Annotated in this window: 13 protein-coding genes and 1 pseudogene; 8 read left to right on the forward strand and 6 right to left on the reverse strand. The window is 61.1% G+C overall.

Annotation, left to right across the window (positions count from 1 at the left end):
- Positions 1 to 5: 5 nt before the first annotated feature.
- The 4 genes from ACNJX9_RS06670 to ACNJX9_RS06685 form a co-directional block, all read right to left on the reverse strand.
- Positions 6 to 194: a hypothetical protein gene (locus ACNJX9_RS06670; RefSeq protein ID WP_439408207.1), complete on the reverse strand. Its 189-nt coding sequence runs from the start codon at positions 192 to 194 to the stop codon at positions 6 to 8.
- Between the two features lie 302 nt (positions 195 to 496).
- Complete coding sequence (locus tag ACNJX9_RS06675) at positions 497 to 892, reverse strand: PilZ domain-containing protein (protein WP_083514747.1); 396 nt, start codon at positions 890 to 892, stop codon at positions 497 to 499.
- Between the two features lie 119 nt (positions 893 to 1,011).
- Positions 1,012 to 1,302: a hypothetical protein gene (locus ACNJX9_RS06680; RefSeq protein ID WP_157083774.1), complete on the reverse strand. Its 291-nt coding sequence runs from the start codon at positions 1,300 to 1,302 to the stop codon at positions 1,012 to 1,014.
- A 519-nt stretch (positions 1,303 to 1,821) separates the two neighbouring features.
- Complete coding sequence (locus ACNJX9_RS06685) at positions 1,822 to 3,303, reverse strand: serine hydrolase (protein ID WP_439408208.1); 1,482 nt, start codon at positions 3,301 to 3,303, stop codon at positions 1,822 to 1,824.
- Between the two features lie 408 nt (positions 3,304 to 3,711).
- On the opposite strand from ACNJX9_RS06685, the gene ACNJX9_RS06690 reads away from it, so the two are divergent.
- The 4 genes from ACNJX9_RS06690 (at position 3,712) to ACNJX9_RS06705 (ending at position 8,637) form a co-directional block, all read left to right on the forward strand.
- Complete coding sequence (locus ACNJX9_RS06690; RefSeq protein WP_439408209.1) at positions 3,712 to 5,187, forward strand: ABC transporter substrate-binding protein; 1,476 nt, start codon at positions 3,712 to 3,714, stop codon at positions 5,185 to 5,187.
- Between the two features lie 126 nt (positions 5,188 to 5,313).
- Positions 5,314 to 6,354 carry a carbohydrate ABC transporter permease gene (locus ACNJX9_RS06695; protein ID WP_439408210.1) on the forward strand — a complete coding sequence of 347 codons (1,041 nt, stop codon included), beginning with the start codon at positions 5,314 to 5,316 and terminating at the stop codon, positions 6,352 to 6,354.
- Between the two features lie 17 nt (positions 6,355 to 6,371).
- Complete coding sequence (locus tag ACNJX9_RS06700) at positions 6,372 to 7,535, forward strand: carbohydrate ABC transporter permease (protein WP_439408211.1); 1,164 nt, start codon at positions 6,372 to 6,374, stop codon at positions 7,533 to 7,535.
- Between the two features lie 4 nt (positions 7,536 to 7,539).
- The gene (locus tag ACNJX9_RS06705) at positions 7,540 to 8,637 is read left to right on the forward strand and encodes an ABC transporter ATP-binding protein (RefSeq protein WP_439408212.1); all 1,098 of its coding nucleotides are present in this window, start codon (positions 7,540 to 7,542) and stop codon (positions 8,635 to 8,637) included.
- A gap of 76 nt (positions 8,638 to 8,713) precedes the next feature.
- On the opposite strand, the gene ACNJX9_RS06710 is transcribed toward ACNJX9_RS06705, so the two are convergent.
- Positions 8,714 to 9,439, reverse strand: coding sequence for an alpha/beta hydrolase (locus tag ACNJX9_RS06710; protein ID WP_439408213.1), 726 nt, complete (start codon positions 9,437 to 9,439; stop codon positions 8,714 to 8,716).
- A 41-nt stretch (positions 9,440 to 9,480) separates the two neighbouring features.
- Positions 9,481 to 10,314 (reverse strand): type 1 glutamine amidotransferase domain-containing protein, encoded by an 834-nt coding sequence (locus ACNJX9_RS06715; protein ID WP_439408214.1) that lies wholly within the window; start codon positions 10,312 to 10,314, stop codon positions 9,481 to 9,483.
- A gap of 392 nt (positions 10,315 to 10,706) precedes the next feature.
- Between ACNJX9_RS06715 and ACNJX9_RS06720 the strand changes: the two are divergent.
- The 4 genes and pseudogenes from ACNJX9_RS06720 to ACNJX9_RS06735 all read left to right on the forward strand — a co-directional run.
- Positions 10,707 to 10,859: pseudogene (locus ACNJX9_RS06720) on the forward strand (winged helix-turn-helix domain-containing protein); the annotation flags it as partial.
- A 480-nt stretch (positions 10,860 to 11,339) separates the two neighbouring features.
- The gene (locus tag ACNJX9_RS06725; protein ID WP_439410265.1) at positions 11,340 to 13,463 is read left to right on the forward strand and encodes an ATP-binding protein; all 2,124 of its coding nucleotides are present in this window, start codon (positions 11,340 to 11,342) and stop codon (positions 13,461 to 13,463) included.
- Between the two features lie 2 nt (positions 13,464 to 13,465).
- Positions 13,466 to 14,005, forward strand: coding sequence for a GNAT family N-acetyltransferase (locus tag ACNJX9_RS06730; protein ID WP_439408215.1), 540 nt, complete (start codon positions 13,466 to 13,468; stop codon positions 14,003 to 14,005).
- Positions 14,006 to 14,112: 107 nt separating this feature from the next.
- Positions 14,113 to 15,165: an NAD(P)H-dependent flavin oxidoreductase gene (locus tag ACNJX9_RS06735; protein WP_439408216.1), complete on the forward strand. Its 1,053-nt coding sequence runs from the start codon at positions 14,113 to 14,115 to the stop codon at positions 15,163 to 15,165.
- The last annotated feature ends 130 nt before the right edge of the window (positions 15,166 to 15,295 follow it).

The following is a 15,295-nucleotide window of genomic DNA, read 5'->3' on the forward strand; positions in this document are numbered from 1 at the left end:
CTTCTTTAGCGTGAACGTGCGCCGGGCCGCCCCCTCGTGCTTGCGACCTCCCCGTCCATGCGTTTGCCTTGAAAATAAAGGTCCATCACGTCGGGGTTTACAGAGTGCTCGGCTCGCAGCGCCTCGGCTGCAATGAGTTCAGCATCTAGCGCGTTGGCGAGCCGCGCAATAATCTCGCCCTGCATATCGTCCAACGATAGTACACCGTACGACGGATCAGACGGTAGTGCCAAACACGTTTTGACAGACGCGCGCCCAACCTGACGCCCACTTGTGGCCCTTCGCTGCCGCATCCCACGGCTGAGGATATGTCGGCTATCAGGGTCAGATCGGGCCTAACTTAACTGGGCTAAACCTTTCGCGATTGCCCCGAAGCGGACTTGTTGGCCGTTCTCAAATCTGTGCTGGCAGAGGTTGTTTCTACGCGAACGGTGACCGACGCCGTGTACTAATTCTGTCAATACTGACTTACAAAACGTGGAGGTTGGCATCACCTTCAGAGAAACATTACACCCATCCGGAAGGGTGCGCGCCAGGCCACCCGACAGGACAACTTCAGACCGTGCTCTGGGATGATCAAATCGAAGCTGGCGGGTATTCGGTCGGTCCCGTCAAAGAATTGCAGCGCCGCACCCGAAGTCGAGATATCACGGATCATGCAGGTGATCTTCTTTCCAGCTCTCTCGATGTGCGCCGGCATAGCCGTGCGAACACGCGGTGCATTACGTGTCTCAACCATCGGTCTAACCGCTACAGCAGTCCCCCAAATTGATCCGTATTCGTCAACCGTCTGATTGATCCAGAGCAGTGCCGCCCGGCTATCCAGCCACAATATTGGTCTTCCTCTCCTTCGCCCGGAGTCATGTGCAACAGGAAGCAGTTTTCGCCGCATCGAAATAACGTGTCGCGCGCTTGACGCTCATCTAAAGATTGAACGTCAAGATACGGATATACGTGCGTTGCAATAAGCTTCATGGCTGAAACCTACTTGGAGTAGCTTCACGCGAAAGCTCAGCTCAGTTGATCAACCATCTGACGGGCACGGGCGATGTCATCGATCAGGTGTTCCGCTTGCTGAGTGAATGCAAGGATACACGGATCATCCTTGAAGTCAGACAGAATGATCTGAACGCACCTGTTGGTAAGATCGAGGATCCATAGAGCGCGACGCATGTCTCTTTGGCTCTGAAGATCTACTTCATGCAGATCAGACAATACGTTTGTGAGTCCATGAAGCCGACGAACAGCGGGATGAAATGCAGAAAACCCTCGAACGCGCGGGAAATCGACTAGTTTGGACACCGTTGTCCTCCAAGAATCAAAATATGCATGTAGTATTACGGTGGTAATTTAACGCAACCCTAAGTTTTCGTCGGAACGCTATCGGTTTTCGGCGAGATACGGTAGATCCTTGAAACTGGATTCGGTGGCGATCCTTCAGTTTCCGAACAAGGGGTGGTTCAACTCGGTGGCGGACGGCTCCTGCAAACCCGCGAACTATTCATGAAATTTTTCAAGGCTTAGCGGGACAGTCACCGGCAAGCGGCGCCGTGCCATCAAATTTACCGCTGCTTCGGACTTTACAGCTTGCTGCTGACGCACAGACGGTCAGTGCGGGCTCAAGCCGCCTGATTCAAAACGGATAGCGCTCCAGACCGGCGCGTCGCCTTTTGGCCCTTAGCGTCGAACCTTAACCCTCGGCCTGGCGTCGGCTCTTCGGGGTAGGCCGGATGTGGTCGCGGTCATGGCCAATCGACGCGAATGGCTCAGAGCGGACGCGATCCGTGGTGCCTGCCCACCGAGTCTAAGCTGAAACCTCCGCTATTGCTTTTTCTCGCCCCGCATGTCCTGGCCGTTCTGGTGAAGAACAAGGTGAGAGATTTGCGCGGCATCAGTTGCGAAGAACTCCAACTGGGCGTCCACGACCTTCGTGAAGAACCTGCTCTGAGACTCAGGAAAGAGCGGGATTTTTCGCTGATGGGGCGCCTGCGACATCAGTTGTCCATCCTCCAGGGTGATGGTGAGCGAGAATGTGGGCGTGAGCTCGTAGATGCCGGTGTAGGTCGAGAGGATGGCTGGATCGACCTTGACGCTCGTCCGGACGATCGGATGAAAATCCGGCCAGCCATAGACCGAGGCGATGCTGCGCAGGATCTCGCTGGCCAATAGCTGACCGCCTTGCGCGTTGGTCATGATGACCGCTCCATCGCCACTCTGCTCATAGGCGGCGAGCACTGCTTCAAAACCCTCGTCGATGCCACCGTGCGAGAAGAAGGGATTCTCCGGCGAGCCGCCGATCGGTAAACCCAGACCATGGTTGCCTAGACCGGGGACGAGCATCTGCTTGGTCATCTCAGCCGAAAGCACGCGATTCGAGTCCCCGCGCAGCGAACGCTGGATCTCGATTGCGTATCGCGCAAGGTCGGTCGGCGTCGTCCAAAGTCCGGCAGCCGCCATTTCCGGATAGATGTGGAAGCCGCCCTCTACGGGGGTGCCGTTAGCTTTATAGGGCGTTGCCGCGCCGGAGCGCAGCTCCATCGGCAGCGGTTGTTCGTAGGTGCTGCGGACCATGCCGATCGGCGCCAGCACAGTGTCGTGCATGAGCTTGGGGAACGGTTGATGCGAGACGTCGAGCAGCAATTGCTGCATCACCGTGTAGCCGCCGCCGGAGTATTTCCAACGGCTTCCCGGAGCAGCCTCCAGGCGAACGGGGGCGGTGTTGGCTGGCTTCTCTCCTTCCAGGACTTGGACGAGCGTGGGAATCGGAGCACCTGCCGCGTAGCCGGGAAACCCGTGCACACTGAGCCCGGCGGTGTGACTGAGCAACTCACGTAGCGTAACCACGGCTCCTGGCGCGGCAGCGCTTGCGGGAATCCTCCACGAGGTCAGTGCCTGATTGACGTCCGAGTCGAGCGCCAGCTTGCCTTGCTCGACGAGACGAAGCGCAGCCATCGCCGCGACCGGCTTGCTGATGCTGCCGGCCTGGAACAGGGTATCGGCCGTTACGGGGCCGCCTCCGACTTGTGCGACGCCAAATCCCTGCGCCCATTCGATGGCGCCATTATGGATCACGGCAATGCTGACGCCCGGCACTCGATAAGCGGCCATGCGGTCGTGGAGCGCTTGACACGCATGAGGATCGTCCTTCTCCACGACCTTCGTCTTGAGGCACGCGGCGACATCATTGATACGACGTTGGATTTCTGGCGAGGGCATCGTCTGAGCCACGATCTCTTCTGGTTGAAAGCACAGTCCGGCGACGCATAGCAATGCGGTCAACAGGCGTAATCGCGACACAATCATCGGTTGCTTCCATTATAGCAATCGACCTTAGCTTAGCCCGACCACGTAAACGAGAAGATTCTGCAGTTGGCCGATCAGCGAGGTCGTGGAGCGCTTCGGCAAGCTTCGCTTCATGTGGCAAGGCGGACTAACTCGGATTGAAGTCTTCGCGTTTTTGACCCATCGCCGACCTCGGTAGGCCGAGGTGGATGGCGCCGTGGAAGGCCATTTCTCGGCCGGCGCGGTGCTGATGGGCCATGCCTGCACGCGGTCTTGCTGCGCTTGCACACCGGGTCCAGGCCGGAAGGACGGCGCGCCATCAAGCAAATTAGCAACGCTCCGGCTTTTCCGGGCGGCGAAATGCTGTAGGCTGCGAGTTGTGCGGGCTCAGGCCCGCCACTTCAATAAAAATGTACACGGGAGGGACCTATGGAGATTCGGAAGCTTGCGACAGCTGCTGCGTCGGCCGTCGCCTTGTGCGCCTGGTCGGGCATCGCCAGCGCCGGCCCGTATGACGGCGTTACGATCAACATCCTGACGCGTCCGGGGCCTGTCATCGCCGGCGCAGTGTCCCAGCGCGGCAAGGAGTTCGAGAAGCTGACGGGCGCCAAGATCATCGTCAATGAAGTGCCCTATGCCGAGATCTTCCCGAAGGTTCAGCAAGACTGGTCCTCGGGAACCAATTCCATTGATGTTGCGGTCTTCGCCGCCGGCTGGGGCGTCGAGCTCGCGGCGGCTGGGCTGCTCGAAAACCTCGATCCCTACATCGCGAAGGACAGCAAGATCGATCTCCCGGACATCGCGCCCTATTTCCGCGAATTTGCCCAGAAGATCGGCGGGCATACGATGGTGATCCAGGTCGATGGCGACTTCCAGATGGTCTATTATCGCAAGGACATCCTGGAAAAGAACAATCTGCAGCCGCCCAAGACCTGGGACGACTATCTTGCCATTGCCAAGGCGATCAACGGCCAGGACATGAGCGGTGACGGCAAGCCCGGCTACGGCTCCTGCATCTTCAAGAAACGGAACGCGCAGAGCTATTTCGCCGTGCAGACGATCGCTTCGACGATCGTTCAGACCCAGGGCACGGCCCAGGGCTTTCAGTTCGACAACGCCACGATGAAGCCCCTGATCAACAATGACGGCTGGAAGAAGGCGTTCGAGCTCTACAAGGAGACAAGCAAATACGGACCGCCGGAAGAACTGAACATGGACATCGGCGACACCCGTGCCCTGTTCAAGTCGGGCCGCTGCGGCCTTCTGATCGAATGGGGCGATCCGGGTCCGCTCCAGCTCGAAGACGACGCAAAGGGGATCAAGAACAAGCTCTACGCCACCAATGTCGGTTCGAAGGAAGTTCTTGACCGCAAGACCGGCAAGCTTGTTCCGGTCAGCAAGGAGTCCGCACCCTATGCGATCGACGGCGTCAACTATGCTCCGTTCTCGGCCTTTGGCGGCTGGGGAGGCGCCGTCAACGCCAAGTCCGATCCCAAGGTCAAGCAGGCGGCCTACGACTTCTTGTCGTATATCAGCCAGAAAGAGCAATCCAACGTCGACGTGACCATGGGCTGGACAGGCTTCAACCCTTACCGCCTCAGCCAGCTCAAGAGCACGGACCTTTGGGTGAAATCGGGCATGGATGAGGGCCTCGCCAAGAACTACATGGGCGCCATCAACGATGCCCTCAACAACCCCAACATGGCGTCGGACCTCAAGATTCCCGGTGCGCAGCAGTACACCGGCGTTGTGCTCGACACGGAGCTGGCGCGCTATATGGCCGGCGAGATCACGGTGGACGAGGCCTTGAAGAACATCGAGGCCGGCTGGGAGAAAATCACCAAGGACTTCGGCCGCGACGAGCAGGTCAAGCAGATGGCGCTCGCTGTCGGTCCTGCGAAGTGAGCGAGTCTGATGTCTGAGGTTACAGTTACGAGCCAGCCGGGGATTTCCCCGGCTGGACTCTCTCGGGGTGAAAGCTGGGGCGAATGGTTTGACCGCCATTCGAGAACGTTTTTCATCGCGCCAGCCGTGACACTCGTCCTGCTCTTTGCGATTTTCCCGACCTTCTACACGATCGTCTTCGCGATCAGTCATGTCAGGTTCTCCGCCACCGGTCTTAAATTCCGGACGGTCTGGTTCGAGAACTTCGCGGCCCAGTTTGCCGGCAACCAGCAGGTTCACTTCCTCGGCCGCTTCACGACCATGAGCGTCGCCGGCTGGGTCTTCAGCCTCCTGATTGCCGGCGCTCTGTTGTGGTGGCTCTATCGCGCTGTCGTCAGCAGCGTCGGCTGGGTCGGCCTCGCCGGGCGGTTGATCAGCGCCGCCATGGCGATGTTCATCGCGCTTCTCTTCGCCGCCACGCTGCTGTCAGGCAATCAATGGGGCACGCTGCTCAATACCCTGTTCTATGTCGTCGTCGGCTGCTCCATCCAGTTCGTCATCGGCCTGATGCTGGCCTTCCTGTGTTCGCAGCCCGTGAGCGGCAAGAATTTCTTCAGGGTGCTGTTCTTCATCCCGCTCATGATCACCCCCCTCGGGGTCGGCTATGCCTTCAAAATGATTCTCGATGTGACCAAAGGTCCGTTCCAGCCGTTCTGGCAATTGGTCGGTCTTGGGAATTGGGCCTGGTCGACCGACGCCTGGGCCGCGCGCTGGTTTGTCATCCTGGGCGACTCCTGGCAGTGGATCCCCTTCATCTTCATCGTCTTGCTGGCCGCACTGGAGAACGTGCCCAAGGATCATGTCGAGGCCGCTCAGGTCGATGGTGCCTCCAGCTTCCAGATCTTCCGCGAAATCACCTGGCCGCAGATCCTTCCGGTCGCGGCAACCGTCATGCTCATCCGCATGATCGAGGCGTTCAAGATCGTGGATCTGCCGAACATCATGACGGCGGGAGGGCCCGGGATCGCGACCGAGTCGATGACATTGCATTCGCTGTTTCTCTGGCGGTCCAACAACATGGGTGATTCTGCCGCCGTGGCATATCTTCTCCTGATATTGACCGTGGTCGTCTGCTCCTCGTTCTTCAACTATGTGGTCGTCAAACGGTTGCGCAGGGCGCGGGCATGAGCGGGGCGACTGACAGGATGTCCAAGCCGCAGCGGTCCCTCAGGCAACGGCTGTTCGAGCCGCCTGCGGTGGGCAAGATGTCCCCTGTGGCCAACCTTGTGGCCTGGGCCATCCTGTTGTTCTGGTCGCTGTTCGTGCTGTTTCCGATCTATTGGGTGGTCATTACCGCCTTCAAGGATGCCTGGACCGTCAATAACGGGCCGTTCTTCATCCCCTTTGTCGATTTCCAGCCGACGCTGAAGGGTTGGACGGCGCAATTCGCAACGGACCCCTATTGCGATGCCTATTCGATCGGCCGCCAGCTTGTCCTGCTGCTCAACAATCTCGTCGCCTTCATTGTTTCGCCCGTCATCAAGATCGAAAGGATGGAGCCGCAGATTTGCAAGGTTTACCTCGCCTACACCAATTCCTTTGTGATCAGTTTCGGCGCCACCGCGCTTTGCATTGCGGTCGGATCCATGGCCGCATACGCGCTGGCGCGCATCAGCTACAAGCCGAAGTTCGGGAATATCGTGATGTTCGTGCTGCTGGCCCTGTCGGCCATCGTCGCGTCCAATTATTTCGACGTTCACTGGGCGATTTCAGGCGCCACCGGCCTCGCTCTGTTCTTCCTTCTGGCCCGCAGCCTGGGGCGTCGTTTCAAGACCACGCTCGGAAACAACGACATCCTGTTCTGGATCGTATCCCAGCGCATCCTGCCGCCGATCGTCGTCATCATTCCCGTCTACATGATGTTTCAGTCGGTCCGCATGATCGACACGCACTTCGCGCTGATCATCGTCTATGCGGTCGCCAATCTGCCGATCGTGGTCTGGCTCATGCACGACTTTTTCGCCAATCTTCCCGTTGAGCTGGAGGAATCGGCACAGCTCGACGGCTCGTCACGCTTCGAGATCTTTTGGGACATCGTGTTGCCATTGACCCGTCCGGGGCTCGCTGCAACCACCCTGCTGACGCTGATCCTCAATTGGAACGAGTATCTCTTTGCGATCTTCCTCACCACCGCGCGGGCCCTGACCATGCCGATCATGGTTGCCGCCAAGAACACGGGCGAGCGGGGCATTCTCTGGTGGGAGATGTGCGCCATCATCATGATCATGATCCTTCCGGTAATCATCATGGCCATCGTGCTGCAACGCTATATCGCCAAGGGCGTCCTGCTTGGCGCGGTCAAGGGATGAGCGGATGAACAAAGCGATGTCGGCCGCCGCTCGCCAATTCCCGGTCCGCCAGGTCCCGGTCCGTTTCGACAAGGTGCGGAAATCTTTCGGGAGCGTGAAGGTGCTCGAGGAATTCGATCTGGAGGTCGCGCCGGGCGAATTCCTGGTGCTGCTCGGCGCGTCCGGCTCGGGAAAGACCACTGCGCTGCGCATTCTCTCCGGGCTCGAGACCGCCAGCGCCGGTCGCGTCTTGATCGGCGACCGCGATGTCACCGACATTTTGCCGAAATACCGCGACATCTCCATGGTGTTTCAATCCTACGCGCTTTACCCGCACAAGACCGTGGCCGAGAATATCGGCTTTCCGCTCAAGGTTCGCCGCGTTCCCGAAGCCGAGCGTGCCGCCGCGATCAAGGAGGCTGCCGCCCAGGTTCAACTTCAGAGCCTGCTCGATCGCTATCCCCGTGAGCTGTCCGGAGGTCAGCGTCAGCGGGTCGCGCTTGCCCGCGCCATCATCCGCCGCCCCTCGGTGTTTCTGATGGATGAGCCGCTGTCAAATCTCGATGCCAAGCTTCGCGGTCACATGCGCGCCGAGCTGAAGCACATGCAGCAGTCGCTCGGCATCACGACCATCTATGTGACGCACGACCAGATCGAAGCCATGACCCTGGCCCACCGGGTCGCGATCCTGGAAAAGGGCGTCTTGCAGCAGCTCGACACGCCGGCGAACACCTACAACGATCCCGCCAATCTGTTCGTCGCCCAATTCATCGGTTCGCCGCCGATGAATATCATCCATGGGGCTCTGGACGGCACAGCCTTCATGGGCCACGGCGCCCGGCTGACATCACCGGTGTCAGGCAGGATCGCCAGGGCCGTCCTCGGGGTGCGCCCTGAGGACTGCACCATCGTCGAGCCCGACAAGGGCGATCTGAAGGGCGAGATCTACGCCAACGAGCTGATCGGCGACCATACCCTGGTGACGGTCAAGGTCGAAGGCGACTTCATTGCCGTGAAGGCTCCCAAGCAGTTTGCCGGCAGGCAAGGCGAGCGCATCGGTGTCTCGCTGACGCCGTCACGCACGTTCGTTTTCGATGCCGAAAGCGGCGCGCGCGTGCGGTAAGCGGACAGCTGCGCAGGTCCGCGACATGCCGATGCGGCGCCGACCGCCCGGCGCCGCATCGCCACGCGACACCCCGCTATTTGATCGCCTCGGCGGCCTGCTCGATAAAGCCGACCACATCGTCCGGATGCGACAACATCACCGCGTGACTGCTCTGGATTTCGCGAAGCTGAGCGCCCGCCCTCTTGGCCCCTGCGCGCTGCAGGCTCGGCGGGATCATGTGATCCTGCGTCGTCAGCATGAAATAAGTCGGCTTCTGCTTCCAGGCCGGATTGGTGATCTTGGTCTGCACCGCGGCAAGCCCCCAGGGCGCCTGCGCCGCAGCCATGAAGGTCGTCAGCGAAGGATCGACATCCGCCGCAAAGGCGGTCGGAAACTTAGCTTGGTCGACGAGCAGGAAGCCGTCTTGTGGTGGCAGCAGCGGCGCGCTTGGCTCGCCGGCGTGAGGTTTCGAGGCCACATCGAACGCGGACTCGCCTGCGTCAGGAGCGTATGCCGCGAGGTAAACCAGGGCCGCGACCTTTGGATCGACCCCGGCCTCGGTGATAACAGCGCCGCCATAGGAGTGTCCGACCAGCAGCACCGGCTTGGTGGCTCTGGCGATCACCTGCTTGGTCGCGAACACATCGCCATCGAGCGTGATGGTGGGATTTTGCACGAGAAGCACTTCGTAGCCGTCGCCGGTCAGCTTGTCATAGACTGGCTTCCAGCCGGAGGCATCGACGAAGGCCCCGTGCACCAGCACGATCGAGACGGGCTTGCCGGCGCGCGTCTGGGCGGAGGAGGGAAGGCTGACGGACATGGCGAGGAGGGCTCCAAGGATCAGGTGTTTTATCAGGTGTTTCATGGCGATACCTTTTCGGCTGACGAAACGTTCGAAGCTTTCGTGTTGACGCGGCGGCGGTCCAGCGCAGCAATCAGCGCACTCGCCAGAGGATGGTCGGAGCGCGGATTCTGGCCGGTGATCATCTCGCGATCTTCGACGACGTGGGGCGCGAAGTCCGGCCCGGTGTTGACCTCTGCGCCCGCGATCGTCAGCGCGGAGGGCATGTCGAAATAGAGCTGGCCATGCAGGATCTGCTCCTCGATCGGCTTCTCCTCGCTGTGTGAATAGACCGTCATCCTGTAGCCGGCATATGGCCAGCCTTTGCCGAGCTCGGCCGCTCGCGCGGTATCGGCGGCGATCAGTGCGGCACGAAACTCTTTCGGGCGCGGCAGGGCGGCCATGGATGCGATCGGACCGTGGCAAAGGAATGCCGTTGGCCGCGAATGCGCATGAAAGAAGCGCAGGATCTCGCCGAGATCGCCGTCTTGCATGAGATCGACCACCGGCGCCTGTCCGCCCGGCGCGAAGAACCCGTCATATTGGTCGAGCCCGCCGTCGATCAGGGCGCGCAGGGTCGAGACCTTGTTCAGGACCGGGCTGGTGTCGTAGAACTCCCGCGCCCGGCGATACGCCTTTTCATCGTCGAAATGCACCACCTTATCGGAAGCGGGATCGATGTGCGGCTTGCTGCCATCAGGCGTCGCGAAGGCGATGTCGTACCCGGCGTCGACCAGCGCCATCACCGGCACGACGAGTTCGTTGAGATACTGGCCGGTCGGGCCGGTGCCGCCGCCTCTGATCTCGATCCTGTTGGCATTGGACCCGGCCACAAGGACTTTTCCTTTGGACATTGTGCTGATTCCTGACTCGAGTGTGGAGACTCCTCGCCGAGCCGATTGGCCTCGCGTCGTTTCTCCGACCCGACGACTATAGGCCCGTGGGCGGAGCGAGCCGGTTAAATCAGGTAAATCCGCCGTTCACGGCAGCGCCGGAGCAAAAGCAGCGCTTTGGACTCCGCGACATCTTGCTCGCTGCAATCGTGCTTTTTCAAAATCGCTCTGTTCAGCGGGGTTGTGACGCATGATAGCCTAGGGAACTGTGCCATCGGTTGGCAGTGAGAATGCGGACCACCACTGAGACATTGCAAAGCGGCCGACGTCGGGAGGAACTGACGTTTTCCTTCGGGCCATTCCGGTTGGTGCCGCGCCGCCAACTTCTTCTTCTCGATGGCCAGCCGGTCAAAATGGGCGGCCGCGCCTTCGAGTTGCTCCAGGCGCTGGTGCAGCGCTCCGGCGAGCTCGTCAGCAAGGATGAGCTGATGGAGGCCGCCTGGCCCGGCACCTTCCTCCACGACAGCAATCTCAAGGTCAATATGTGGAGCCTGAGGCGCTCGCTCGGCGACACGCAGGTCGAGCCCGCCTACATCGCGACGGTGGCGCGGCGCGGTTACAAATTTATCGCGGAGGTGCAAGCCAGCATCGGCGAGATCGAGGGTGATCCTGTCAGCACGGAGCCGGCCTATGTGTCCAGGCCGCCTTTGTTGCGCGACATCGTCGGCCGCGAGGCCGAAATCGCCGATCTTGCCCGGACCTTGATCGAAACCAGGCATGTCACCCTGGCCGGGCCAGGCGGGGTCGGCAAGACAACTGTCGCCACCGCAGCGGCACGGGTCTTCGCATCGAGCTGCCGCGACGGCGTGTGCTTCGTCGACCTCGCGACGATTTCCGATCCGATGCTGTTTGGCACCGCGCTGGTCACGGCGCTCGGCATCAGGGGCAATTCGGACAACGCCACGACTGCCGTCATGGATTATTTGAGGTCGCGGCAGATGCTGGTCGTTCTGGACAATTGCGAACATGTGTTACCTGCCGCCACCATGTTCGCCGGCCGGTTCATGACGGACACATCGTCGTCCAGGCTGCTGGCCACCAGCCGGGAGCCGCTCGGCACTCCCACCGAGCATCTGGTGCGGCTGGGTCCGCTTGGCTTGCCGGGGCCTGGTTGTGCCCTGGCGACTGATCAGGCCATCAAATTCCCCGGTGTGCAGCTGTTTGTCCGCCGCGCCGCAGAATGGTCGGACTACCAGTTCGTCGATGATGACTGCGAAGCGATCGCCCGGATCTGCCACGCCCTCGACGGCCTTCCTCTGGCCATCGCATTGGCGGCAGCCCAGATCGGCAGGTTCACGCCTCGCCAACTGGTGGCGCAGCTCGATCAGACCCTTGGCTTCCGCGCCCCCGTCACCGACGGCGCGACTCCGCGACATGAGACGCTGATGGCGACGATCGACTGGAGCTTCAAGCTGCTGTCGCCGAGGGAAGCCAGGTTGTTCGGCCTGCTGTCGGTGTTCAGTGACGCGTTCGAGGCCGAGGATGCGGTTTTCGTCGCCGAGGCGGCGGGGCTCACGCCGGTCGACGTCGTCACTGGCCTCGGCAGCCTGGTGGCCAAATCGCTGCTGAACGCACAGGCGCAGGGAGCCAGCCTCCGCTATCGGCTGCTCGACAGCACAAGACGTTACGCAGCGGAGCGCCTTTTGGCTGATCCGGCTTGCCGGCAGGCTCTGCACCGTCATGCACAGCGCGCTCTTGCGGTGTTCGAACAGTCCGAGGAGGAGTGGAACTGGCGCGAACCGGCCGATTGGACGCAGCGCTATCTTGGCCGCATCGCCGATTTGAGGGCCGCCTTGTCATGGGCGTTTGGGAAGGAGGGCGATGCCGTTCTCGGGATCAGGCTGACGGTTGCCGGCATCACCTTGTGGTCGGAGACCTCGATCCTCTCCGAGGCGCAGTCGCGGTTGGAGTTCGCGCTTGGCCTGGCCAAGTCCATTGCCTGTGACGATCTGCTGCGGGCAAAGCTCGCTTGCGCGCTGGGATGGAGCCTGTTCTACGCGCGCAAGCTCTCGAACGAAAACCAGCTTGCATGGCTCGATGCCATTGCCTTCTCAAGAAGCGCCGGAAACGTCGAGTACCAGCAACGTGCATTGGTTGGGTTTGCCTTTTACCTGCTGCAGATCGGCCAGATCCCGCGTGCGCTGACCTACCTTGACGAAGCCACGGCGCTGGCCGATCGGGACCGCGACCTGACGGCGACATCCGAAGCCGATCGGGCGTGGGCCTGGGCCCACGCCTTCGCCGGCGAATTGAGCAAAAGCCGCCTGGTTCTGGATCGTCTCGCGGCCACCTATTCGCTGGCCGAGGGCCGTTCGCGGAAAGATGCGAACGAGGTCTATCGGTTCATCACGGTTCGCTTCAATCTGCCTTTCGTGGCGTGGATGCAGGGGCAAGCCGAGTATGCGGCGAAGCTGGCTGACGATGCCGTCGAGGCCGCCGATCGCGGCGGTCATTGGGTGTCGCAGTCGAATGCGCTTGGCCTCGCCGCGCTTCCGGTCTCGCTCGAGTCAGGCAATTTGGCGGCGCTCGCGCATTACACCGAGCGGCTTCGTCGCAATCTGGAGCGGGAGCGCATCTCGCGCTGGATTGCGGTCGAACGCTATTTCTCGGCCTGCCTGCGCGATCTGCGCGGGGATCGCGAGGCGGTGGAGGACATCCGTGCCGCGATCGAGGAACTGATCGACTGTCGTTTTCTGATGCGGATCGGCAGCTATCTCGCCACTCTCGCCCGCGCCTATCTGCGACAAGGGCGGATTGTGGAGGCCCGCAAGGCGATCGCAAGAGCTATCCGCCATCAGGAAGATCAGGGAGAGCGCTGGTGCCGCTCGGAGCTTTGGCGGGTCGAGGCGTCCGTCCTCTTTCATGAAGGTGAACCGCAGCTTGCCGAAAGCCTGTTGCTTCAGGCGCTCACTGAAGCCCGTGCGATAGGAGCCAAGACATTCGAGCTGCGCATCGCCACCGATCTTGCCGCGCGCTGGATCGCGACCGGCCGCAGGCCGAAGGCCATCCGGTTGCTTCGGCCGCTTTACGAAGAGTTCACCGAGGGCTTCCAAACCCAGGATCTCGTTGCCGCGTCGCACCTGCTGCAGGGTGCGCGAGCTTGCGCGTAGGGTTGAACGCCACGCTCGTGAGCGAAGATGCCGTCGGCTCGCTGGTGGGATGTGGTATCAGAGGCCAATCGATCGGAGCGAGCCTCGTGTCGTGTGTTCTCAGACCGCCCCAGGTTGAAGAGCTGCCGGCACTCTCTGCCTTGTGCCTCCGGTCCAAAGCTGTTTGGGGCTACGACCAGGACTTCATCGAAGCCTGCCGCAGCGAACTCACCATTGCACCCGGTGAAACGCAGTCGAGTACGATTGCCGTGGCGGAAGAGAACGGCAGGATTGTCGGCATAGCCCAGATAAAGGTGACCGGCGACGAAGCAGACCTTTTGAAGCTGTTCGTAGAACCGACCATGCTTCGCGGCGGTGTGGGAACAAAGCTATTCCACTGGGCTATCGGCGAAGCAGCTCGAATGGGTGCCTCGCGCATGTTGATCGAAGCCGACCCGGACGCCGCACCATTCTATCGACGCATGGGCGCCAAGGACTGCGGCTTCGCCCCATCCGGCTCGATACCAGGCAGAATGCTTCCCAAACTGGTCAGAGAGTTGTGATCGGCAAGACTTGCGTGTTGGGCCCGTAGCCGACCCGTCGTGCTGTCCGTCGATTGGCCAGCTTGTCACCACAGGCGAACCGCATCGTGGTAAGCTCGGAGGCGCGGATGCGGCATACCAAGCGCTTGGAGCGCGCGATGCTCAGTACACGTTTCACGAAACTGGTAGGGTGCACGATCCCGATTCAGCTCGCTGGCATGGGAGCGGTAGGCTCGCCGGAACTAGCTGCCGCCGTTTCCGAAGCCGGCGGTTTAGGCATGCTCGGGACCGCGCGCGCCGGCCTCAATCCAACGACTCTCGCCCCCCTTCTCCATCGTACGCGGGAACTGACCCGTGGCCCATTCGGAGTAAACTTCATTATCCGACCGGGCGGCGCCCCTTCGCAATCCCGCGCGCACCGGTGTGTTGAGCAAGCTGCCAAGGTCGGCCGGGTTGTCGAGTTCTTCTACAGCGATCCGAGTGCGGAGTTCGTCCGGATTGTCCATGAGCAAGGTGCGCTGGCATCGTGGCAAGTCGGGTCGGCCGACGAGGCCCGGAAGGCGGCAGCTGTCGGATGCGATATGATTGTCGCGCAGGGGATCGAGGCGGGTGGTCATGTTCGCGGCACAGTGGGGCTCATGCATCTCCTTTGCGAGGTGCTCGACGCCGTGCCCGAGATTCCTGTTCTCGCTGCCGGCGGCATTGGCACCGGCCGCGCAATGGCCGCTGCGCTGGCCGCTGGCGCAGCCGGCGTGCGCGTGGGGACGCGCTTTGTTGCTGCCGCCGAGGCGGATGTCCATCCCATCTACGTCGATGCGCTTATCGCCGCGAGAGCCGAGGATAGTATCTATACTTGCACGTTCCATGTTGGATGGCCCGAAGCCCAGCATCGCGTCTTGCGCTCCGCCATTGAAGCAGCTGAGGCGCTACAGGAAGACAGCATTGGGAGCGTGGTTGACATCGGCGGATCGCACCGTACCGTTCCACGCTTTGCGGCAACCGTAGCGGACAGAACCGCAACAGGGCACGTCGATGCGATGGCCCTCTATGCCGGCCAATCGGTCAGCGCAGTGACGCGTATTATGCCGGCGAGAGAAATCGTTCGCGAACTGGCCGAGGAGGCAGAGGAATTTCTGCGCCGTCCCATTGAGCTGCACGCTGCCAAAACAAGCGGTCGCTGAGCCCCAGCAATCGGACAGCTCCGCTTCTAGGAGGCAACAGATGGGCCCCGGGGGCTGCCCCGCTTTTGACCCAAAACGGGACATCTCGGGGACTGACGGGGCCGAAAGTAGCTCCGTTCACCACATTTAA

This window comes from Bradyrhizobium sp. BLXBL-03 (assembly GCF_051853015.1).
Classification (GTDB): Bacteria; Pseudomonadota; Alphaproteobacteria; order Rhizobiales; family Xanthobacteraceae; genus Bradyrhizobium; species Bradyrhizobium manausense.